Consider the following 21,603-nt stretch of genomic DNA (forward strand, 5'->3'; position numbering starts at 1 on the left):
CCCACCGGCATCAGCGCCTCGGCGAAACTGAACTGACCCGTCTGCTTCACCGCCATGCCTGGCCTCCCCGTACTAAACCCAGGGAATCACAATCGGCTAATTTCGCAACACGCCCTTCATGGGGGAGGCGATCGCGCAGCGATCGGTGGGGGGAATAACTTCCAAGCTCGGCGGAAGCTGAAAACGCCCCCCCTCCGGCGCTTCGCGCCACCTCCCCCACAGGGGGAGGATTTATTCAACAACCTCCGCGCGGAAAACAGTAGGCGAAGGGATACGGATCGGCGGGAACGCCCGTGTCCCAGCGATCCAGCGCCTTCATCGACCGGGCGTGGTTGAACTGTGCCAGCGAGACGATCTCGGCGTCCCGGGCGGGCGTTTCCTGACGGGTCTGGCGGGGGGCGGCTTGCATGAGAGACCTCCGACGCGACGGCCGTTCGAGCGGCCTTGTATGACGCCAGTAGGCGCTCTCGTTCCTGAACGGCCCCGCCCCTTCCCGTTATCTGCGGTTCATCCCGCCGCCGCAAAGCCGCCACCATTCCGAAGCTTCGAAAAGGGGGTGGCGCTCGCCCTGACCTTGGGTCACAGTCGGCGCAAATAGAACAAACGTTTGAAGGGAGAGAGTCAGTATGGGCCAGGCGCGTGCGCCGGGCGGCGATCGGCCGCTCTATTCCAAGGGATACAAGGCCTCGGTGCTGGCGCTCCTGCTGGCGACCTACACCTTCAACTTCATCGACCGCACGATCATCGCCACCATCGGCCAGGCCATCAAGGTCGACCTGCACCTGACCGACACGCAGCTGGGCCTGCTGGGCGGTCTCTACTTCGCCCTGCTCTACACCATCCTGGGTATTCCGATCGCCCGCCTGGCCGAGCGCTGGAACCGGGTCAGCATCATCTCGCTGTCTCTGGTCATCTGGTCGGGCTTCACCGCGCTTTGCGGCACCGCGGCCAGCTTCGCGCAACTGGCGCTCTACCGGTTCGGGGTGGGCGTCGGCGAGGCCGGCTGCTCGCCGCCCAGCCACTCGCTTATCAGCGACTATTACGAGCCCAAGCAGCGCGCATCGGCCCTGTCGATCTACAGCTTCGGCATTCCGCTGGGCACGATGTTCGGCGCCGTCGCGGGGGGCTGGCTGGCGCAGGAGCTGTCCTGGCGGGCCGCCTTCATCATCGTCGGCCTGCCGGGCATCCTGCTGGCCATCCTGGTCAAGCTGATCGTCAAGGAGCCGCCGCGCGGCCATTCGGACGTTGTCGAGACCCCGCTGGAGCCGGAAGCGGTGATCCCGGCCGAACCGGCCAAGCCGGCGTTCTCGCTGAAGCGGGAGTTCTCCGAACTCTGGGTCGTGACCAAGGTGCTGTTTTGCAAGTGGCCGGTGCTGCACATGGTGCTGGGCGTGACCATCGCCTCGTTCGGCTCCTACGGCTCGGGCGCGTTCGTACCGCCCTACTTCGTGCGCGCCTTCGGCCTGGGCCTGGCGCAGGTGGGCCTGATCGTCGGCCTGATCGGCGGCTTCTCGGCGGGCGTCGGCACCCTGGTCGGCGGCTTCCTCAGCGACTGGGCCGGCAAGCGCAGCGCCAAATGGTACGCCCTGACGCCCGCCATTGGCCTCATCCTCTGCACGCCGATCTACATCATCGCCTACCTGCAGACCGAGTGGCAGATGACGGCGCTGATCCTGCTGATCCCGGGCGTCTTCCACTACGTCTATCTGGCCCCGACCTTCGGGGTCGTGCAGAACTCGGTGGAGCCTCGCCGCCGGGCCACGGCCACGGCCCTATTGTTCTTCTTCCTCAACCTGATCGCGCTCGGCGGCGGGCCGGTGTTCACCGGCTGGCTGATCGACCACCTGGCCGGCTTCCACTTCAACCATCCGGACGCCTCGGGAATCTTCACCGCCCTTGGCGGCATGTTCTCGCCCGGTCCCGTCGACTTCGCGAGCGCCTGCCCCGGCGGGATCGCCCCCAAGGGCGGCGGCGTCGAGGCCGCCAAGGCCTGCGGCGCGGCCATGGCCCGCGCCACCCAGCAGGGCATCATCGTCTCGCTGTGCTTCTACGCCTGGGCCGGCGTGCATTACGCCCTGGCGGCCATCGGCATGGTCAAGCACATGAAGTCGCGCGCGGCAGCCTGAACTTACCGGTGAAGCGCGCGCTCGATCGGGGCGCGCACTTCACACAAGCTCAATCTTAGCGATAATCACTCTCGTCGACAGGGAGGGCGTCAGGATGAACCGAGCCAAGATCAATGCTCAAATATGGATCGCCATCGAAGCCGAACTCGCCGCGCGCGGCTGTTCGCCCGTGGCGCCAGAGACAAAGCTTGGCGAGATCGGCATCAGCGCCAATGACTTGGTGGCGGCCCTGGCGTCCCGCCTTGATGTCCAAGCTCCGAGCCTGAAAGCCGGATTTCTTATTGGAACCGTCGACGCCCTCGACCGCCCAGACGAACTGAACCTCGGGCTGCTCGCCGCCTGGCTGACGGATATCATCGCCCCCTTCTTCGTTGGAGAAAGAGCTTCCGCCTTCAAGGCGAGAGACAGAACCATCACAGAGTCCATAAAAGAAGCGGCGAGATTCCCGCTGGAATTGGATCCCGGCACCGTCGAACACGCCTCGCCCCTACCCGCCTCGCGAGGCGGATTCAAATCCGCCAAGCCACCGCCCGCAGACCCCTTCGTCCACACCCGCATCCACTTCGCCACCGATCGCAAGTCGCACCCCGACAAGACCACGGGCGTCGGCTTCGGGGCTGAGCGCGGCGACAAGCTGGTCCTTGGCGAATGCGAGGTCAGCTTCCCCCTCGACCGCCGGCCGGGCGAGCTGCCGCGCCCCACGATCTGGAAGCTGGAGTTCAAACCCGACCCGAAGAAGCACGTGATGCTGCAAAAGGTCGTCACCCAGGCCGAGCAGGTCTTCTACGACGGCATCAAGGCCAAGCTCGACGAGACCAAGGGCCGCGAGGCCTTCGTGTTCATCCACGGCTACAACGTCAGCTTCGAAAGCGCGGCCCTGCGCACGGCGCAACTGGCCCTGGACCTGAAATTCGACGGCGCGCCGATCCTCTATAGTTGGCCCTCGAACGGCAAGGTCGCGGCCTATGTGGTCGATCACAACAACGCCGTCGGCTCGGCCGAGCGCCTGGGCGCCTTCCTGGAGACCCTGGCCGCCCGCACCGGGGCCAAGCGCGTGCACATCATCGCCCACAGCATGGGCAACCAGGCCCTGTGCGCGGCGCTGGACCGGCTGTCGCTGACCCTGGGGGGAAGCAAGGTCGTCCACCACGTGGCCCTGGCCGCGCCCGACGTCGACGCCGACCAGTTCCGCCAGATGTCCAAGGGCGTGTGCAAGGCCGCCGCGACGGTGACGCTGTACGCCTCGTCCAAGGACCTGGCGATCCGGGCCTCCAAGAAGGTCAACGGCCATCCGCGCGCCGGCGAGCCGCTGGTCATCGTGCCGGGCGTCGATACGGTCGACGCCAGCGCCGTCGGCACCGACTTCCTGTCGCACGGCTATTTCAGCGACGACCGGTCGATGCTGGAGGATATCTACAACGTGATCCGCGACGTGCCGGCCAGCCAGCGCTTCAACCTAAAACCCGCCTCCACTACGGCGGGCGGCTACTTCATCTTCCGCTGAGCGGCGGAGCTTCGGGGGCGGCGGGCTAAGTAATAACCCGCTTCCCTTGACTCTCCGGCCTCACGCGACGAAACCCCCGGCCCATGATCAGCCGCTACGCCCGCCCCGAAGCCGCCGCCATCTGGTCCAGCCAGACCAAGTACAAGATCTGGTTCGAGATCGAGGCCCATGCCGCAGACGCCATGGCCGAACTTGGGGTCATTCCCAAGCTCGCCGCGGAGACCATCTGGGAGAAGGGCCGCGACGCGGTCTGGGACAGCGACCGCATCGACGAGATCGAGCGCGTCACCAAGCACGACGTCATCGCCTTCCTGACCCACGTGTCGGAAATCGTCGGCCCCGAGGCCCGCTTCCTGCACCAGGGCATGACTTCGTCCGACGTGCTGGACACCTGCTTCGCCGTGCAGCTGTCGCGCGCCACCGACCTGCTGCTGGACGGCGTGGACCTGGTGCTGGCCGCCCTCAAGCGCCGCGCGCTCGAGCACAAGTTCACCGTCTGCGTCGGCCGCAGCCACGGCATCCACGCCGAGCCGATCACCTTCGGCCTGAAGCTGGCCGGCTACTACGCCGAATTCCAGCGCGCCAAGGAGCGCCTGGCGATGGCCAAGTTCGAGATCGCCACCTGCGCGATCTCGGGCGCCGTCGGCACCTTCGCCAATGTCGATCCGCGCGTCGAACAGCACGTGGCCGACAAGATGGGCCTGGCCGTCGAGCCGGTCTCCACCCAGGTCATCCCGCGCGACCGTCACGCCGCCTACTTCGCCGCCCTCGGCGTCGTGGCCTCGTCGATCGAGCGCCTGGCCACCGAGATCCGCCACCTGCAGCGCACCGAGGTTCTGGAGGCCGAAGAGCCGTTCGATCCGGGCCAGAAGGGCAGCTCGGCCATGCCGCACAAGCGCAACCCGATCCTGACCGAGAACCTGACGGGCCTGGCGCGCCTCGTCCGCTCGGCCGTGGTGCCGGCCATGGAGAACGTCGCCCTCTGGCACGAGCGCGACATCAGCCACTCGTCGGTCGAGCGCGGCATCGGCCCGGACTCCACCATCCACCTCGACTTCGCCCTGCGCCGCCTGGCCGGCGTCATCGAGCGCTTCAACATCTATCCCGACAACATGGCCAAGAACCTCGACAAGCTCGGGGGCCTGGTGTTCTCGCAGCGGGTCATGCTGGCCCTGACGCACAAGGACGTGTCGCGCGAAGACGCCTACGCCGCCGTGCAGGGCAACGCCATGAAGGTGTGGCGCGGCGAGGGCCGTTTCCTCGACTTCCTCAAGGCCGATCCGGTGGTCTCCAAGGCCCTGACGGACGCCGAGCTCGAGGATCTGTTCGACCTCGGCTACCACACCAAGAACGTCGACGTGATCTTCAAGCGCGTCTTCGGCGAACAGGCCTGACCCCGTTGAGCGAGCCGCCGATCCTCCGTCTCAATCCGGCGCTGGATCCGGCGGCCCTCGCGGCCGCCTATGCCCGGGACGGCATGGTCCGCATCTCCGGGATCTTCGAGCCGGCTGTGGCCGATATCCTGGCGCGCACGCTCGAAAAGGCCATCGACTGGGACATCGTCTGCTCCACCGAGACCGGCAAGGCCGAGGTGCTCGACCGGGCGACGATGCAGAAGCTGGGCGGCGCGGCGGTCGGCGAAAAGCTCAAGGCCGCCACCCTGCGCGCCCGCACCGGCTTCGCCTATGTCTATCTCGGCTATCCGATGATCAGCGCCTATCTGGCCGGGCGCGACAAGGGCCACCCGATCCACGACCTGACCGAGTTCCTCAACGGACCGGAGATGACCGCGTTCGGCGCCCAAGTGATCGGTCACCCTGGGATCACCAAGCTGGACGCCCAGGCCACGCTCTATCGCCCCGGCGACTTCCTCACCCGCCACGACGACACCGGCGACGGCGACCGGCGGGCGGCCTACACCATCAGCCTGACCCGCGAATGGCGCAGCGACTGGGGCGGCCAGCTGCTGTTCCACGACGACCTGGGCGATATCGAGCGCGGCTACGCCCCGGCCTTCAACACCATGACCATCTTCAAGGTGCCCCGGCAGCATTCGGTGGCCCCCGTCGCCCCCTATGCCGGCGCGCCGCGTCTGATGATCACCGGCTGGCTGAAGGACAGCCCGCCGGACGGCACGCCGCGATCGCAATGACAGGCGCGGCATGAGCGGCGAGACCCGCAAGCGCGGTTTCCCGCCGGTCGTCGGTCCGGACGTGCGCGTGCTGGTGCTGGGCAGCCTGCCCGGCGACGCCTCTCTGGCCGCCGCCCAGTACTACGGACACCCCAGGAACGGCTTCTGGCGGCTGATGGGCGCGGTCGTCGAGCGCGACCTCGTCGCCCTGCCCTATGACCAGCGCCTGGCCGCCCTGCTGGCGGCGGGCGTGGGACTGTGGGACGTCCACGCCGAGGCGGTGCGCCCCGGCAGCCTGGACGCGGCGATCAAGGACGCCGCCGACAACGACCTGCTGGGCCTGGTGAACGGCCTGCCCAGCCTGCGCGCGGTCGCCTTCAACGGCGGCGCGGCGGCCAAGGCCGGCGCACGGCTGCTTTCCGGTCGCGCCGACCGCCTGGCGCTGGTCCCCCTGCCCTCGTCCAGTCCGGCCCACGCGGCCATGAACCTGGAGGCCAAGCGCGAGGCGTGGATGCGGCTGGGGACCTGGCTGAGCTGAATTCTCCTCCCCCGTCAGGCGGGGGAGGAGAAGATCACGATCAGGCGCTGACGTTCTTCACCGGCACGTTCTCGACGTGCACGTTGAGATAGTCGAAGCCGCCCTTGCCGTTCCAGCTCTTGTCGACCACCAGGGCCGCCTTGAACTTGGCCAGGAACGAGCCGATGGCCGGCGGCGGCACGCTGTAGACGAACTCGCCCGTGAGCGAGACCAGCAGCTCGGCCTGGCCGAAGCCGGTCTGGTAGATGTGCCCCTGCACCGGAAAGCGGCGCTGGCCGCCGACGACCGCCTGGCTGATCTCGGCGATGCCGCTGACATTGCCCGAAGGCGCGTCGACGGTGAGGGCCAGATTGACGATCGGGGCGCCGGGCGTGCCGACGTTTCCGACCTCGAGCTTGACCAGATAGAGGCCGATCGGGCCGATCTCGGCCGATTGGGAATGCAGGTTGCCGACGTCGTCAGCCATGTTTGCGTCCTCCGGTTATCGAAGCGGCCCTGTGGTCGCCGCTCCGTTGTCGACGATGCGCCTCACGGGCGAATTCGCCGCCCGATAAAGCCTGAGGACGATTACAGTTTTTCAACAACCTTAAGGTGCATAACTTCACAGATGCGCGATGGCGCAAAAGAAAAGGCCCGGCCGGTGCGAACCGGGCCGGGCCTCTTTTCGTCGCCGCCCTTCGGCGGGTCGGCTTATTCGCCGGTGCGGACGTGCTCGCGGGCGAAGGCCAGCAGTTCGGCCATCTTCATGCGGACTTCGCCTTCCGAGACCGAGACGCCCGAGCCCTTCAGGTCTTCGAAGACCTTGCGGAACACGTCTTCGTCGCCAGGCTGCTCGAAGTCCGACTTCACGACGGCGCGGGCATATTCCTCGACCGTGGCCAGGCCCATCAGGCCGGCGGCCCACTCGCCCAGCATGCGGTTGCGGCGCGCGGTGGCCTTGAACTCCAGCTCCTGGTCGTTCGCGAACTTGCGTTCGAAAGCCTGCTCGCGGTCGTCGAAGGTCGTCATGAAAGCCCCAAGTTTTCCGAAACGCCTACCGCCGACGGGTGCAACCCAGGGCGGTAGTGCGGCGCTCCAGTGTAAGAGAGTAGTCCGGTTTCGTCTGCTGCGAACAGCGCGTGTCCGCGAGACGAAGTGTTCTTGTGGCGGCTCCATATCCCGCCCAGCGGCGGGGGGCAATCGCCCGCGACGCCGCAGGGCGAAGGTTTACCACGATGGCAGGCCGCGTTTGCGGAAAAGGCCGCGTTCGGGTAGGTTTCGCCGGACATTTTTCAGTGAGCGGCCTTGAGTCGAACGCCGCGCGCAGCTATCCGCCGCGCGCGCTTTTCGTTTTCTCCGGGAGTCTTCCGGGGCAGGGGCGGCGCGCTTATTCGCAGGAAGGGCCTCGACGAGAGCCATGACCCGTCGCAAGAAGATCTACGAAGGCAAGGCCAAGATCCTGTACGAGGGCCCCGAGCCCGGCACCCTGATCCAGTACTTCAAGGACGACGCCACCGCCTTCAACGGCGAGAAGAAGGCCCAGCTGGAAGGCAAGGGCGTCATCAACAACCGCATCAGCGAGTACATCATGACTCGCCTGAACGCGATCGGCGTGCAGAACCACTTCATCCGCCGCCTGAACCTGCGCGAGCAGCTGATCAAGGAAGTCGAGATCGTTCCGCTGGAAGTCGTCGTGCGCAACATCGCCGCCGGCTCGATCGCCACGCGCCTTGGCTTGACCGAAGGCCAGCCGCTGCCGCGCTCGATCATCGAGTTCTACTACAAGGAAGACAAGCTCAACGACCCGATGGTGTCGGAAGAGCACATCACCGCGTTCAACTGGGCCGCCACCCAGGAGATCGACGACATGATGGCCATGGCCCTGCGCGTGAACGACTATCTGTCGGGCCTGTTCAGCGGCGTCGGCATCACGCTGGTGGACTTCAAGATCGAGTTCGGCCGCATCTATGAGGGCGACTTCTCGCGGATCATCCTGGCCGACGAGATCAGCCCCGACAGCTGCCGCCTGTGGGACGCCGCCACCAACGAGAAGCTGGACAAGGACCGCTTCCGTCGCGACCTCGGCAACGTCATCGAGAGCTACACCGAAGTGGCGCGCCGCCTCGGCATCATGAAGGAAATGCCCACCGTCATCCAAGGCGGCGTGCACTAAAGGAACCCCTTCTCCCAGAGGGAGAAGGAGGGGCCCGCGCGCCCTCGGGCGCGTGGGAGGATGAGGGGTTTCACCCTTTCCGGACGGCCCCGTAACACCTCACCCTCCCATGCTGCGCATGGGTCCCTCCCTCTCCCGACGGGAGAGGGTCGCGAAAGGTCAGACGCGATGAAAGCCACCGTCCACGTGTTCCTGAAGCCCGGCGTGCTCGACGTCCAGGGCAAGGCCGTCGAGAACGCCCTGCATGGCCTGGGCTGGCCGTCGGTGAAGGACGCCCGCGTCGGCCGCGTCATCGAGTTCGACCTCGACGCCACGGACGCCGAAGCCGCCAAGGCCGAGGTCAAGTCCATGTGCGAGAAGCTGCTGGCCAACACGGTCATCGAAAGCTACCGCATCGATATCGCCTGAGGCGGATCGTGGGATCGAGCGTTCTCCATCCCACCCGCCAGCGGATGCTCGACGTCTTCGGCGTCGAGCGCCTGCACGACTTCCGGGGGCCGGCCTGGACGCGGATCGAGCTGATCCCCGACTCCACGGCCCCCGACCGTCTTCCCCAGCCTTTCACGCCCTCCGCCCGCCTGCTTCGCGAACTCGACGTCGCCCGCGCGGTCGTCGCCGCCATGTTCGGCCGTTCGGAGCGCGTGACGCTGGAGCTGGGCTGGAGTTCGGACGACAAGCCGCCGTTCAAGCGCCTCTCCAACCTCGGCTTCGACCTGCCGCGACAGCCGCACTGGCGCCTGCGCCCCGATCCCGAAGACGCGCCCGACTGGTGGTGGAACCTCGCCTATGTCGAGCTGACGCCCACGCCCGACGCGCTCGCGCCCTTCGTGCTGGCCGCGGTCGGCGGTTTCCAGAAGCGCGGCCTGATCAACCTGTCGGTCGGGATCGTCGACTTCGAGGCGGGCCTGGCCCTGGAATTCTACGGCGCCAAGGGCATGACCCCGATGGCCGTCACGCCTGAGCGCCTGGCGCCGCTTTACTGGCGCTTTCGCGACTGGGTGCGCGACGCCGAGGTCGAGCGCTGCGACGCCCTGCTGGCGCCCTGGCGCGACGCCGGGCCCAGGCTGACGGTGGTCTGAGCCCTCAGGCCGTCCGCCAGTCGGCCCCCGTCGCCGCGAACAGCCGCACAGCGTCGGCCAGCTTGCGTCCCTCGATCCGCGCCAGGGATTGGCGGGCGACGTTCAGCGCGCGCTGGGCGTCGATCACCTCCAGCATCGTGCCGCCGCCGCGTTCGAAGGCCAGGCGGGCCAGGCGCAGGCGTTCGGACGCCTGGCCCTCCACCCGTCCCTGCGCTTGCAGAGCGGCCTCGTCGGCTGTGAGGGCCGCCAGTGCATCGGCGACCTGGCCAAAGGCGCTGAGCACCGTCTGCTGGTAGCGGGCCGAGGCGACGCGGGCGGCCGCCCTCGCCTGCTCGCGCCGCGCCTTCAGGGCCCCGCCGTTGAACAGCGGCGCGGTCAGGCCCGCCCCCACGTCCCAGCCGCTGGCGTCGTAGCTGAACAGGTCCTTCGGCTTCAGCGCGCCCTGGGTCAGCGAGGCGCTTAGCTTGAGGTTCGGATAGAGGTCGGCCGTCGCCACGCCGATATCGGCGGTGGCCGCATGCAGCTCGGCCTCTGCGGCCAGGATGTCCGGGCGCTTGCGCACCAGGGTCGAGGGCAGGACGACCGGCACGGGCGCCGAGAGCTTCAGGGTGTCGAGCGTGAAGGCCGGCGGGGTCCAGTCGGCCGGGGCCTTGCCGGCCAGCACGGCCAGGGCGTGGCGGGCGGCCGCCAGTTCGCCGTGCAGGTCCGGCAGGAGGGCGCGGTCCTGCTCCAGCTGGACCTGGGCCGAGACGCCGGCCAGGCGGGTGGCGCCGCCCAGGGCGTCGGCCTTGCGGACCAGTTCGATATTGGCCTCGTCGTCGGCGATCATCCGCTCGACGCTGGCGATCTGCGCCTGCAGGGCGGCGATCGTCGCCGCCTGCAGGGCGATGTTGGCCGTCAGCGACAGATAGGCCGCTTCGGCCCGGCGCCCCTCGGCCTCGACCCGCGCGGCCGCCCCCTCGATACGGCGTCTGTTTCCGCCCCACAGGTCGAGGTCGTAGCCGACGCCCGCCCCCACCGAATAAAGGCTGAAGGTCGGGTTGCTGAGCTTGATGTCGCCAAAGCCGGTGAAGCCGAACGCCTGCAGGTTGGCGCGCTCGCGGTCGATCCCCGCGTTGGCGCTGGCCTGCGGCCCGGCCTGGCCGCGCGCGACCGCCAGGGCCGACTGGGCGCTGGCCAGGGTGGCGTCGGCCTGCGCCAACGACGGGTTGTCGGCCAGGGCCTGGCGGATCACCGCATCGAGTTCGGACGAGCCCAGCGCCGTCCACCAGGGCCCGACGCCCGTGCTGTCGAGGCCGGCCGCAGCGGGCAGCGTCTCTTCCTTGCCGACATAGCCGGAGGTCTGCGGAGCCTGCGGCGCCTGGAAATCCGGGCCGACGGTGGTGCAGGCGCTGGCGAGCGCGGCGAGGCTGATCGCCCCGGCCAGCATGGCGAGACGGCGGGCGGTCTTAGTGATCGGCGACATGAACGGTCTTGCCCCCTTTGGCTTTCGGGGTTCGCATGAGGAGGATGAGCGGTGAGCAGGCCACGGTGATGACCAGCATCAGGCGGAAGTCGTCGAGATAGGCCAGCATCGAGGCCTGGCGGTTGATGACGCCGTTGAAGGCCGCCATGGCGTTCTGGGTCAGGAACACGCTCTTGGCATAAGCCTGGTAGATCGGGTTGTCGGGCCGGGCGTGCTCGACCAGCACGGCGTGGTGCTTCTCGATGCCGCTGACGAACAGGGCCTGCATGATCGAGATGCCGGCTGCCGAGCCGATGTTGCGCACGAGGGTGAAGAGGCCCGCGCCCTCGGCCCGCAGCTCGGGCTTCACCGTGGCGAAGGCGATTGTGCTGAGCGGCACGAAGATCAGGCCCGTCCCCGCCCCCGACAGGAAGCCCGAGACGATGATCAGGTGGGTGTCCATCCCAAGGCTGAACTGGCTCATCTGCCACAGCGACACCACGCTGATGGCCATTCCGATGGTCAAGATCAGCTTGATGTTCATCCGCCCGACCAGCTGACCGACGGCGAACATGGCGATGAACGAGCCCAGGCCGCGGGGCATGGAGACCAGCCCCGTAAACGCCACCGGATAGCCCAGCAGCGTCTGCATCATCGGCGGCAGCAGGGCGAGCGTGCTGTAGAGCAGTATGCCGATGAAGAAGCCGAAGATGCAGCAGGTGACGAAGTTGGCGTCGGCCAGCAGCGCCCGCGACACGAACGGCTTGTCGGCCGTGGCCAGCTGCACGCCGAAGATCCATACCGAGATCACGCAGATCACCAGGTAGGTCCAGATTTCGGCCGAGCCGAACCAGTCCTCGCCGGGGCCGCGGTCGAGCATCAGCTGGAACGCGCCGATGGCGATGGCAAGGCTGGCGAAGCCCAGGATGTCGAAGCGCTTCTTCTCGGTCCCCTTCTTCTCGGAGAGGAAGAAGAACACGCCGCAGAAGGCCAGTATGCCGACCGGCAGGTTGATGAAGAACACCCAGCGCCAGTCGAGATTGTCGGTCAGCCAGCCGCCGAGCGCCGGGCCCAGGATCGGCCCCAGCACCGCCCCCGCGCCCCAGACGGCCATGGCCTGGCCGTGGCGGTGGGGCGGGTTGATGTCGAGCAGCACCGCCTGCGACAGCGGAATCAGCGCCGCCCCGAACAGGCCCTGCAGCAGCCGGAAGATGACGATCTCGGCCAGGCTGGTGGCGATGCCGCAAAGCATCGAGGCGATGGTGAAGCCGATGATGCAGACGTTCAGCACCATCTTGCGGCCCACCCGCTCGGTCATGAAGCCGGTCAGCGGCGTCATGATCGTGGCGGCCACGATGTAGGAGGTCAGCACCCAGGTGATCTGGTCGGCCGAGGCCGAGACGCTGCCCTGGATGTGCGGCAGGGCGACGTTGGCGATCGTGGTGTCCAGCGAGATCATGATCGTCGCCAGCATGACCGATACGGTGATCGGCCCGCGGTTGGCGACGTCGCGATCGTGGCCGGAAAGGGCCCGCGCGGCGCTCATCACTCGCGACCCGAGCGGACGTCCACCGTGGCCTTGGCGCTGAGGCCCGCGCCCAGATTGGCGGGCGCCGCGTCATCGAGCGTCAGCCGCACGGGCACGCGCTGGACGACCTTGACCCAGTTGCCGCTGGCGTTCTCGGCCGGCAGCAGGGCGAAGCTGGAGCCGGTGCCGGGGCTGAAGCTGGCGACGTGGGCCTTCAGCGGCTTGTCATAGGCGTCGACCTTGATCGAGGCCGGCTGGCCGACGCGCATGTGGGCCAGCTGGTCTTCCTTGAAGTTGGCCTCGACCCAGGGCTTGCCCGAGATCAGCCAGAACACCGCCTGCGAAGCCGACACCCGGGCGCCGACCTGCAGTTGCTCGACCTTGGCCACCACGCCGTCGGCCGGGGCGACGACGGCGGCGTAGGAGCGGTCGAGCTTGGCGCGTTCCAGGCGGGCCTGGGCTTCCAAAACCTTGGGCTGGCGCTCGGTCGGAGCATCCGCCGAACCACCCAGGTCGGCCAGGGCGGTGGCGATCTGCTGGCGGACGACGGCGATCTGGCGCTGGGCCTGGTCGGCGGCGTGGCGGGCCTCGTCGGCCTGGGCCTGGGTGGCGACGCCGGCGGCGGCGAGATCGCGCTGGCGAGCGGCCTCACGCCTGGCGTAGCCGGCGGTCTCCTCGGCGGCGGCCAGATCGGCAAGGCGCTGGGCATGGACGGCGCGGCGGGCCTGCACGTCGAAGCGGGCCTGGGCCAGGGCGGCCTCGGCCTCCGACACGGCCACCTCGTAGTCGGCCGGATCCAGGCGGAACAGCACCTGGCCCTTCTTCACCGCCTGGTTCTCGTGGACCTCGATACCCGTCACCCGGCCGTCGATGCTGGCGCTGATGGCCGTGCGGCTGGCCTGGATGTAGGCGTTGTCGGTGGCCTCGGACTTGCCGCCGGTCAGCAGCACGACGCCGACGCCCGCCAGGATCAGCACGGGCACGCCGATCATCAGCGGCAGACGCAGCCGCTGGCCCAGCGTCCTGCCCTGCCGCTTGCGGGCCGCCAGGGCGTCGGCCTCGGCGATGGCGTCGTAACCTTCAGCGTCGCTCACGCGCTGCTCCACATGTCTTCGAGTTTCAGGGGGATCCCAGGGGGTCCGTTCGGTCGCGAACCTTGAGCGGCGAAATAGGACTCCGCCGGTCATGAGAGAAATGATATCTCTTCACGTCAGTCATGAACTCGACGAATTTCAAAACCGCCGACCTCAATCTCTTCAGGGTCTTCGTCACCCTGCTGGAGGAAAAGAACGCCACCCGCGCTGGCGAGCGCCTGGGCCTGTCGCAGTCGGCCGTCAGCCACGCCCTGCGACGGCTGCGCGAGATGGTGGGCGATGATCTCTTCGTGCGTGGCCAGACCGGCCTGCGCCCGACCCCGCGCGCCATGGAGATCGCCGACACCGCCCGCACGGCGCTGAAGCTCTTGGAGACCGCCGTCTTGGCCCAGCGCTTCGATCCGCGCGTCGACCAGCACGCCTTCACCGTCGCGGCCGGCACCTACATCTCCTACGTGCTGGGCCCGCTGATCGCCGAGCGGGTGATGGCCGTGGCTCCCAATGTGCAGGTCCATTTCCGCAGCCTCTACGCCGGCATGACCGAGGACCTCGACACCGGCCGCCTCGACATGGTGATCGGCTGCTTCGAGGCGGTGCCTGGCCGCTTCACCCACACCCGTCTGTTCGACGAGAGCGGCGTCTGGGTCGTGCGCGTGGGGCACCCCGCCGTAGCCGGCGGGATCGACCTGGAGGCGCTGGCCCGCCTGCCCCGGCTGGGCGTCACCGGCGGCAACGACGATCCAGACCGCACCTCGGCGGGCCACATCGGCCTGCGGCGCGTGACCTCGTGGGGCGAGCGCTACGCCCTGGGCGACGACGCCCGCCAGCCGTTCTCGGTGCAGGATTCGTTCAGCGCGCTCAGCATGATCAGCCGCTCGGACATGATCTGCATCCTGCCAAGGCGCCTGGCCGAAACCGCCGCCGGGCGCGGCAAGGTGGTGATGATCGAGCCGCCCGCCCCGCCCCCGCCCACGCCCTTCGGCGCGGTGATGCGAGCCAGCGACGGCGCCGACTCGCCCAATGGCTGGCTGCTGGACGTTTGCCGGGAGGCGGCAGAAGGCCTCTAGCGGTACCCAGCCGCTGAACCCATCCGCGTGATGCGCCAAGCGGCGCCGTGAACCGCCGATGCGCCCCCGCGTTCCCGCAGCGCCGGTTTACGGCGTGGCTGGGGTAAGGATGATGCGCGTGGATCGCAGGGGCTTTCTGTTCGGCGCGGGCGTGGCGGCCGCGGCCGCCGCTCCGGCCATGGCCCAGGAGACGGCGGCGCCCTCTCCGCCTTCGCCATCAACGACCGGACCGGACTGGGAGGCGGTGAGAGCGCAGTTCCAGACCGCGCCCGACCAGGTCAACATGAACGCCATGCTGATCGCCAGCCATCCCAAGCCCGTGAGGGCGGCGATCGACCAGTTCCGCCGCGAACTCGACTGGCGGCCTGTGACCTTCCTGGAGGACAACAACCGCCGCCTGCAGGGCTACAGCCGCGCCGCGCTGGCCCGCTATCTCGGCGTCGAGGCGCGGCAGGCGGCCCTGACGGACAGCACCACCATGGGCGCGGCCCTGGTCTATTCCGGCCTGAAGCTGCGGCCCGGGGACGAGATCCTGACCACCCACCAGGACTACTACGTCACCCATGAAAGCCTGCGCCACGCGGCCCTGCGCAACGGCGCGACGATCCGCCGGATCTCGCTCTACGACGATATCGACAAGGTTTCCGAGCCCCAGATGGTCGGCCGGCTGATGAGCGCGATCACCCCGCGCACCCGGGTGCTGGCCCTGACCTGGGTGCATTCCAGCACCGGCCTGAAGATCCCCCTGCCGGCCATCTCGTCCGCTCTGGCCCAGGTCAACGTCGGCCGGCAGGAGGCCGACCAGGTGCTGCTGGTGGTCGATGGCGTGCATGGCTTCGGCAATCAGGACGCCGACATGCGCGCCCTGGGCTGCGACGTCTTCGTGGCCGGCTGCCACAAATGGCTGTTCGGCCCGCGCGGCACCGGCGTCATCGCGGCCAACGCCAAGGGCTGGGCCGCCCTGCGCCCGACCATTCCGAGCTTCGTCGACAGCGGGGCCTGGGGCGCCTGGATCAATAACGGACCCCTGCCCGACGCGGCCGACGGCGTGCTGATGTCGCCGGGCGGCTTCAAGGCCTTCGAGCACGTCTGGGCGATTCCCGCCGCCATCGACTTTCACGAGAAGATCGGCCGCGCCCAGATCGCCGACCGCACCGCGCTGCTGGCCGACCAGCTGAAGGCAGGCCTGGAAGTCATGCCCGGCGTGCGGCTGATCACGCCACGCGAGCGACGGCTGTCGGCGGGCATCGTGTCGTTCGACGTGGCGGGACTGTCGGCCGACGGGACGGTGCGCGCCCTGCGCCAGCGCGGCGTCGTCGCTTCGGCCGCGCCCTACGCGGTACAGCACGTGCGGCTGACGCCCAGCATCATGAACAGCCCCGCCGAGGTCGATCGGGCCCTGGCGGCGGTGCGCGAGATCGCGCGGGCCTAAAAAGCCCTCCCGGGCCTGACATTCGGTTCGAACGGTGCTACAGGCCCGCGCCATGAAAGCCGCCGTCGTCGTCTTCCCCGGTTCCAACTGCGATCGTGACTGCAAGGTCGCCGTCGAGCGCTCCACCGGCGCCCGCGTCGAGATGGTCTGGCACCAGGAGACGGCGCTGCCGGACGACCTGGACCTGATCGTCCTGCCAGGCGGCTTCTCCTACGGCGACTATCTGCGCTGCGGCGCCATGGCCGCCCAGAGCCCGGTGATGAAAGAGGTCGTCTCGGCCGCCAACAAGGGCGTGGCCGTGGTGGGCATCTGCAACGGCTTCCAGGTGCTGACGGAAGTGGGCCTGCTGCCCGGCGCCCTGCTGCGCAACGCCAAGCTGAAGTACATCTGCAAGCCGGTCGAACTCGATATCGTCAACAGCCAGACCCGCTTTACCGCCGCCTTCGGCGAGCAGCGCGACGCGGTGATGACCGTCGGCAACGGCGAAGGCAATTTCTTCGCCGACGAAGAGACGCTGAACCGGATCGAAGGCGAAGGCCAGGTCGTGTTCCGCTACAAGGACAACCCCAACGGATCGGCCCGCGACATCGCCGGCATCGTCAACGCCGGCGGCAACGTCCTGGGCCTGATGCCTCACCCCGACCGTTCGTTCGACGCCGACCTCGGCTCGGAAGACGGCGCGATCCTGTTCCGCAGCGTGTTCCAGAGCGCCTGAGGCTTCGCCCACGAAAAAGGGCCGGCGGAGCGACGCCGACCCTTCCTCCGATGGAGCGCTGCTAACGCTCGACAGAGCATTTTCCGACGAGGTGGATACCGGTTCGTCGTCAGAAAATGCGCTGAAGCTTCAAATCAGCGGTCGCGATCGCGCTCGGGCTGATTTTCCTGACCGCCCGGGTTGCGGCCCTGTTCGTTCTGGCGCTGCTGCTGCTGCTGGCCCGGAGCCTGTCGCTGCGGGTTCTGCTGTTGCTGCTGCGGATTGCGGGTTTGCTCGCTCATGGGCTTCTCCTCTTCGTTCCGCGCGCTGCGATGCGCACGGGATGGAGAACGGGCGCGAGACTCGCCCCGTTCCTCCGGCGCAGCTGCCTTAGTTCCTGCTTAGCTTATGTTTTTACGAGAGTTTTCGCGCCAGGCGTCAGATTGCCGAGCGGATATCGGTATGGGCGACAACCATCAGCGCGGAAGCCCGCACTCATCGTACATCTCGTGCTCTCCCCTAACGCCTTCAGCGTATCGGCCAGGGCGTTGTGGATCGCCTCGGTCAGGCTGACGCCCGTGGCCTTCTGCCACCTGACGGGCGAGGTCCCGCGTCTCCGCGCGCTAGATGCTGACGCCCATTTCTAGAACCACCTTCAGCTTTCTAGAATATGGCGGAATCCCCTCAGCCGCGCTAGAAGGCGCGCCCATGAGCGCACCGACCAACGCCCCCGCCAAGTCCATGGCCGATACGGCCGCCGAGTTCGGCCTGAAGCCCGAGGAATATGCGGTCGTTCTCGACCGCCTGGGCCGCGAGCCCAACCTCGTCGAGCTGGGCGTGTTTTCGGTGATGTGGTCCGAGCACTGCTCGTACAAGTCGTCCAAGAACCAGCTGAAGAAGTTCCCGATCAGCGGTCCGCGCGTGATCTGCGGTCCGGGCGAGAACGCCGGCGTCATCGACATCGACGACGGCGACGCGATCATCTTCAAGATGGAGAGCCACAACCACCCGTCCTACATCGAGCCCTACCAGGGCGCGGCGACGGGCGTGGGCGGCATCATGCGCGACGTCTTCACCATGGGCGCGCGCCCCATCGCCCTGCTGAACGCCCTGCGCTTCGGCGAGCCTGCTCACCCCAAGACCAAGCGCCTGGTGGACGGCGTGGTGGCCGGCATCGCCGGCTATGGCAACTGCGTGGGCGTGCCCACCGTCGCGGGCGAGACCAACTTCCACAAGGGCTACAACGGTAACATCCTGGTCAACGCCATGTGCGTGGGCCTGGCCAAGGCCGACAGCATCTTCTACTCGGCCGCCCCCGGTCCGGGCCTGGCGGTCGTCTATTTCGGCTCCAAGACGGGCCGCGACGGCATCCACGGCGCGACCATGTCTTCGGCCGAGTTCTCGGAGGACTCCGAGGAGAAGCGTCCGACTGTCCAGGTCGGCGACCCCTTCGCCGAGAAGCTGCTGATCGAGGCCACGCTGGAGCTGATGGCCACCGGCGCCGTCGCGGCGATCCAGGACATGGGCGCGGCGGGCCTGACCTCCTCGTCGGTCGAGATGGCCGGCAAGGGCGGCGTCGGCATCGAGCTGAACATGGACATGGTCCCGCAGCGCGAGACCGGCATGTCGGCCTACGAGATGATGCTGTCGGAAAGCCAGGAGCGCATGCTGGCGGTCCTCAAGCCCGGCCGCGAGCAGGACGGCCACGCCATCTTCGAGAAGTGGGGCCTGGACGCCGCCGTCATCGGCTACACCACCGACACCGGCCGCCTGGTGCTCAAGCACCACGGCGAGACCGTCTGCGACGTACCGCTGGCCCCGCTGTTCGACGACGCGCCGCTGTATGACCGTCCCTGGACCGAGCCGAAGGTCGACGCCCGCCTCGACCCGGCCAAGGTGGCCGCGCCGCAGAACTGGGAAGAGGCCGTGCTGAAGGTCATCGGCTGCCCCGACATGGCCTCCAAGCGCTGGCTGTGGGAGCAGTACGACCGCCACGTCATGGCCGACACCCTGGAAGACAGCGCCACCGGCTGCGACGCCGGCATCGTGCGCATCCACGGCACGGGCAAGGCCGTGGCCGTAACCAGCGACTGCACCCCGCGCTACGTCCAGGCCGACCCCTACGAGGGCGGCAAGCAGGCTGTCGCCGAGGCCTGGCGCAACCTGACGGCCGCCGGCGCCGTGCCTATCGCCATCACCGACAACCTGAACTTCGGCAGCCCCGAAAAGCCCGAGACCATGGGCCAGATCGTGCGCGCCACCGACGGCATGGCCGAGGCCTGCCGCGTGCTCGACTTCCCGGTCGTGAGCGGCAATGTCAGCCTCTACAACGAGACCAACGGCGTCGCCATTCCGCCGACCCCGACCGTCGGCGCCGTCGGCCTGCTGGCTGACTACGACCTGCGCACGGGCTTCGGCAACGTGGCCGAGGGCGACACCCTGGTGCTGATCGGCGAGACGCACGGCGAACTGGGCGCCTCGATCTATCTGCGCGAGATCCTGGGCCGCGAGGACGGCGCCCCGCCGCCGGTCGACCTGGCCGTCGAGCGCAAGAACGGCGACTTCGTCCGCGGCCTGATCGGCTCGGGCCTGGTGGCCGGCGTGCACGACCTGTCGGACGGCGGCCTGCTGGTCGCCGCGGCCGACATCGCGCTGGCCAGCAAGGTCGGCGTCACCCTGAACGCCACCAGCCACGCCCACGCCCACCCCTACCTGTTCGGCGAGGACCAGGCTCGCTATCTGGTGGCGACGCCCGATCCGGACGCCCTGCTGGAAGCGGCCAAGGAAGCCGGCGTGCACGCCAACATCGCGGGCGTGGCCGGCGGCGAGGCCTTTGCCTCGACCGACCTGTTCTCGATCCCGCTGACCAGGCTGCGCGAGGCGAACGAAGCCTGGCTGCCGGCGTTCATGGGCTGATCGCCGGCTTGCGGCGAAAGTACGAAAGAGTGTTCCGGATGCGTCTTCCGCTGATCGCCGCCGCCCTGCTGACTCTGGCCGCCTGCGCCCCGACGGCGCCTCCGCCGTCGCCGACGCAAACAGCGTCAGGCAGCGACACCGCCGAGACCTGCGCCGCCCGCGGCGGCCAGATCGAGACGGTCGGCCGCCGGGGCCTGCCCACCTGCGTCGTGCCCTATGCCGACGCCGGCAAGACCTGCAGCGACAACGCCGAGTGCCAGGGCGGCTGCATCGTCGAGGGCAATCTTGAGCCCAACGACGCGCCGGTGACTGGCCAGTGCAAGCGCTCGAACGTGCAGTTCGGCTGCTACGCCAAGGTGGTGAACGGCAAGGCGACGGGCGCGATCTGCGTCGACTGACGCACCGCGCGCCTCACCGCTAGATCGACTCGTAGCTCACCGAGAAACTGCCGTCGGCCGCCTGGACGACGGTGGCCTTGGCGCGTTCGCGGCCCGTGAAGTCGATGACCGCGCTCGCCCTGTCCGACAGGTCCAGCACCTTGCCGCGCACGAAGCGTCCTTCGATCAGGTGGAACACCGGCCTTGGGCGGATCTGATAGGTGACGTGCGGCCGGGCGTCGAACACCGCCGCCGGCGCCGGCTCGTTGCTGTCGATCTGCTTGGTCATGCCCAGCACGACCCCGTCGCCTTGTGGAAAGTCGGCCTTGGTGTCGATCGCGAAGTGACCTGGCTCGGCGGCGCCGGCTGTTAGCGTCTCGGCGAAGCCCCGACTGGGGCCCTCATGGTCCATGTGGGTGATCGTGACGAGGTCTCGGGCCAGCGGGTTCACCGGCGCCGTGAACCCAGCCTTGATCACGCGCCCGACCTCCACCTTGGCCGGAAAGGCGAACAGGGCCTGCACCGCCTCGCTGAAGGTTGTGGTGCGGGGCGCGTTCGGCTCGACATAGTCGAAGGGCGCGCAGACGGCGGGCCATACCGCCACCGGCGCGCCGTCCAGGGTGACGTCCGGCGGCGCGGGCAGCAGCGCATAGCTGCGGACCCTGGCGGCGCCGTTCACGATCGCGATCGTCCAGACAGCCATGCTCGCCTCCGCCGGTCAGACGGGCTCATAGGTGACGGCGAAGGTCCCGTCGGCCTTGGCCACGATCGTCGCCGTCAGCTTGTCCTGGTCGAAGTCGATGGCGACCAGCGACGGCGGATGCAGCGCCAGCGCCTCGCCGCGCAATGGACTCCCCTGCGCCAGATGGAAACGGTGCGACGGCTCGATAACGAACACGCCGCCGGCCTGGGGCGGGAAACCGGCGATCGGGTATGGCAGGTCGCTATCGCCGTACTTCCCCAGCCCGATCGTCGCAGGCGGCGGGAACGAACCGTCGGACAGCGGATCGGGCGTGTGCAGCGAGACCGTGCCGTAGTCCGACTGGTCATGCTCCACCGGTCCGAAGAGGGCGGGGTCATTGAGCAGGTCGACGCGGTCGCGCGCCCGGGCGTCGACCGGCACGTTGGCGTTTTCCGTCAGCACCACGCCGGGCGCGGGCTTGGCTCTGAAGTCCACGAAGATGGCGATGCTCTCGCTGAAGGTGGAACGCCGGCGATCGCCGGGCTGGACCCCCGGATAGGTGATCCAGGCGCAGGGGTGGACCGCGACCGCCTGGCCGGAGAACCGCACCTTGGGCGGCTCGCTATAGACGAAGAAGTCCTTGGCCGAACCGGTGTCGTTGACCAGTTCGATCGTCCAGATCGCCATCACTCGCCCCCTCTAAGCGGCGCGCGTCCTCGCGCCGAAACGGGCGCAACCTGGACATGAATCGATTACCTTCGCAATTGCCGATGGCGCAGATCGGCGCTCCCCGCTGCTTCCGGTCGAAATTGTCATGCAGGCGTCAGCCTGGCGACCGG

General features: G+C 68.3%; 23 protein-coding genes. 13 read left to right on the forward strand and 10 right to left on the reverse strand.

Annotated elements, in window-relative coordinates; all coding sequences use genetic code 11:
* Positions 1-235 precede the first annotated feature (235 nt).
* A complete protein-coding gene (locus DDF67_RS25630) occupies positions 236-409 on the reverse strand; it encodes a hypothetical protein (protein ID WP_158278087.1) in 174 nt (57 codons plus the stop codon).
* Positions 410-626: 217 nt separating this feature from the next.
* Between DDF67_RS25630 and DDF67_RS21395 the strand changes: the two genes are divergently transcribed.
* On the forward strand, positions 627-2,126 hold the full coding sequence (locus DDF67_RS21395) for a spinster family MFS transporter (RefSeq protein ID WP_109454821.1): 1,500 nt from the start codon (positions 627-629) through the stop codon (positions 2,124-2,126).
* A gap of 55 nt (positions 2,127-2,181) precedes the next feature.
* Here DDF67_RS21395 and DDF67_RS25635 read toward each other — a convergent pair whose 3' ends face one another.
* Positions 2,182-2,604 carry a hypothetical protein gene (locus DDF67_RS25635; protein ID WP_158278088.1) on the reverse strand — a complete coding sequence of 141 codons (423 nt, stop codon included), beginning with the start codon at positions 2,602-2,604 and terminating at the stop codon, positions 2,182-2,184.
* On the opposite strand from DDF67_RS25635, the gene DDF67_RS21400 reads away from it, so the two are divergent.
* From DDF67_RS21400 to DDF67_RS21415, 4 genes are all read left to right on the forward strand, one after another.
* The gene (locus tag DDF67_RS21400; RefSeq protein ID WP_158278089.1) at positions 2,581-3,630 is read left to right on the forward strand and encodes an alpha/beta hydrolase; all 1,050 of its coding nucleotides are present in this window, start codon (positions 2,581-2,583) and stop codon (positions 3,628-3,630) included. The genes DDF67_RS25635 and DDF67_RS21400 overlap by 24 nt on opposite strands.
* Before the next feature lie 83 nt (positions 3,631-3,713).
* On the forward strand, positions 3,714-5,024 hold the full coding sequence (purB, locus tag DDF67_RS21405; RefSeq protein ID WP_109454823.1) for an adenylosuccinate lyase: 1,311 nt from the start codon (positions 3,714-3,716) through the stop codon (positions 5,022-5,024).
* A gap of 5 nt (positions 5,025-5,029) precedes the next feature.
* On the forward strand, positions 5,030-5,782 hold the full coding sequence (locus tag DDF67_RS21410) for a 2OG-Fe(II) oxygenase (RefSeq protein ID WP_109454824.1): 753 nt from the start codon (positions 5,030-5,032) through the stop codon (positions 5,780-5,782).
* Positions 5,783-5,792: 10 nt separating this feature from the next.
* The gene (locus DDF67_RS21415) at positions 5,793-6,299 is read left to right on the forward strand and encodes a DNA-deoxyinosine glycosylase (protein WP_109454825.1); all 507 of its coding nucleotides are present in this window, start codon (positions 5,793-5,795) and stop codon (positions 6,297-6,299) included.
* A gap of 40 nt (positions 6,300-6,339) precedes the next feature.
* On the opposite strand, the gene DDF67_RS21420 is transcribed toward DDF67_RS21415, so the two are convergent.
* Complete coding sequence (locus tag DDF67_RS21420) at positions 6,340-6,765, reverse strand: DUF1842 domain-containing protein (protein WP_109454826.1); 426 nt, start codon at positions 6,763-6,765, stop codon at positions 6,340-6,342.
* Positions 6,766-6,989: 224 nt separating this feature from the next.
* Complete coding sequence (locus DDF67_RS21425) at positions 6,990-7,307, reverse strand: DUF1476 domain-containing protein (protein ID WP_109454827.1); 318 nt, start codon at positions 7,305-7,307, stop codon at positions 6,990-6,992.
* Between the two features lie 388 nt (positions 7,308-7,695).
* Between DDF67_RS21425 and purC the strand changes: the two genes are divergently transcribed.
* The 3 genes from purC (at position 7,696) to DDF67_RS25640 (ending at position 9,530) form a co-directional block, all read left to right on the forward strand.
* Entirely contained in the window at positions 7,696-8,451 is a 756-nt protein-coding gene (purC, locus tag DDF67_RS21430; RefSeq protein ID WP_109454828.1) for a phosphoribosylaminoimidazolesuccinocarboxamide synthase, read from the forward strand.
* A 168-nt stretch (positions 8,452-8,619) separates the two neighbouring features.
* Positions 8,620-8,859: a phosphoribosylformylglycinamidine synthase subunit PurS gene (gene purS, locus DDF67_RS21435; protein WP_058350003.1), complete on the forward strand. Its 240-nt coding sequence runs from the start codon at positions 8,620-8,622 to the stop codon at positions 8,857-8,859.
* Between the two features lie 8 nt (positions 8,860-8,867).
* Positions 8,868-9,530 carry a DUF3885 domain-containing protein gene (locus DDF67_RS25640; protein ID WP_158278090.1) on the forward strand — a complete coding sequence of 221 codons (663 nt, stop codon included), beginning with the start codon at positions 8,868-8,870 and terminating at the stop codon, positions 9,528-9,530.
* A 4-nt stretch (positions 9,531-9,534) separates the two neighbouring features.
* Here DDF67_RS25640 and DDF67_RS21445 read toward each other — a convergent pair whose 3' ends face one another.
* The 3 genes from DDF67_RS21445 to DDF67_RS21455 are packed head-to-tail and all read right to left on the reverse strand — an operon-like array spanning position 9,535 to position 13,596.
* Entirely contained in the window at positions 9,535-10,995 is a 1,461-nt protein-coding gene (locus DDF67_RS21445; protein ID WP_109454829.1) for an efflux transporter outer membrane subunit, read from the reverse strand.
* Complete coding sequence (locus DDF67_RS21450; protein ID WP_109454830.1) at positions 10,979-12,520, reverse strand: MDR family MFS transporter; 1,542 nt, start codon at positions 12,518-12,520, stop codon at positions 10,979-10,981. Before DDF67_RS21450 ends, DDF67_RS21445 begins: the two co-directional genes overlap by 17 nt.
* On the reverse strand, positions 12,520-13,596 hold the full coding sequence (locus tag DDF67_RS21455) for an HlyD family secretion protein (RefSeq protein ID WP_109454843.1): 1,077 nt from the start codon (positions 13,594-13,596) through the stop codon (positions 12,520-12,522). The genes DDF67_RS21450 and DDF67_RS21455 overlap by 1 nt, the downstream gene beginning before the upstream one ends.
* Before the next feature lie 122 nt (positions 13,597-13,718).
* Here DDF67_RS21455 and DDF67_RS21460 point away from each other — a divergent pair, with 122 nt between their 5' ends.
* The 3 genes from DDF67_RS21460 (at position 13,719) to purQ (ending at position 16,810) form a co-directional block, all read left to right on the forward strand.
* Positions 13,719-14,663, forward strand: coding sequence for a LysR family transcriptional regulator (locus tag DDF67_RS21460; RefSeq protein WP_109454831.1), 945 nt, complete (start codon positions 13,719-13,721; stop codon positions 14,661-14,663).
* 118 nt (positions 14,664-14,781) lie between these two features.
* Complete coding sequence (locus DDF67_RS21465; RefSeq protein ID WP_158278091.1) at positions 14,782-16,095, forward strand: aminotransferase class V-fold PLP-dependent enzyme; 1,314 nt, start codon at positions 14,782-14,784, stop codon at positions 16,093-16,095.
* A gap of 52 nt (positions 16,096-16,147) precedes the next feature.
* Complete coding sequence (gene purQ / locus DDF67_RS21470; protein ID WP_101712516.1) at positions 16,148-16,810, forward strand: phosphoribosylformylglycinamidine synthase subunit PurQ; 663 nt, start codon at positions 16,148-16,150, stop codon at positions 16,808-16,810.
* A gap of 134 nt (positions 16,811-16,944) precedes the next feature.
* On the opposite strand, the gene DDF67_RS25840 is transcribed toward purQ, so the two are convergent.
* Positions 16,945-17,091 (reverse strand): hypothetical protein, encoded by a 147-nt coding sequence (locus DDF67_RS25840; RefSeq protein WP_199229305.1) that lies wholly within the window; start codon positions 17,089-17,091, stop codon positions 16,945-16,947.
* Positions 17,092-17,497: 406 nt separating this feature from the next.
* On the opposite strand from DDF67_RS25840, the gene purL reads away from it, so the two are divergent.
* Both purL and DDF67_RS21480 read left to right on the forward strand, forming a co-directional pair.
* Positions 17,498-19,705: a phosphoribosylformylglycinamidine synthase subunit PurL gene (purL, locus tag DDF67_RS21475; protein WP_109454833.1), complete on the forward strand. Its 2,208-nt coding sequence runs from the start codon at positions 17,498-17,500 to the stop codon at positions 19,703-19,705.
* Positions 19,706-19,743: 38 nt separating this feature from the next.
* Positions 19,744-20,103: a hypothetical protein gene (locus DDF67_RS21480; protein ID WP_109454834.1), complete on the forward strand. Its 360-nt coding sequence runs from the start codon at positions 19,744-19,746 to the stop codon at positions 20,101-20,103.
* Positions 20,104-20,122: 19 nt separating this feature from the next.
* On the opposite strand, the gene DDF67_RS21485 is transcribed toward DDF67_RS21480, so the two are convergent.
* Together DDF67_RS21485 and DDF67_RS21490 are read right to left on the reverse strand one after the other, a co-directional pair.
* Positions 20,123-20,785, reverse strand: coding sequence for a hypothetical protein (locus DDF67_RS21485; RefSeq protein WP_109454835.1), 663 nt, complete (start codon positions 20,783-20,785; stop codon positions 20,123-20,125).
* 15 nt (positions 20,786-20,800) lie between these two features.
* A complete protein-coding gene (locus tag DDF67_RS21490) occupies positions 20,801-21,451 on the reverse strand; it encodes a hypothetical protein (protein ID WP_109454836.1) in 651 nt (216 codons plus the stop codon).
* Between the last annotated feature and the right edge of the window lie 152 nt (positions 21,452-21,603).

Source organism: Caulobacter endophyticus, assembly GCF_003116815.1.
Classification (GTDB): domain Bacteria; phylum Pseudomonadota; class Alphaproteobacteria; order Caulobacterales; family Caulobacteraceae; genus Caulobacter; species Caulobacter endophyticus.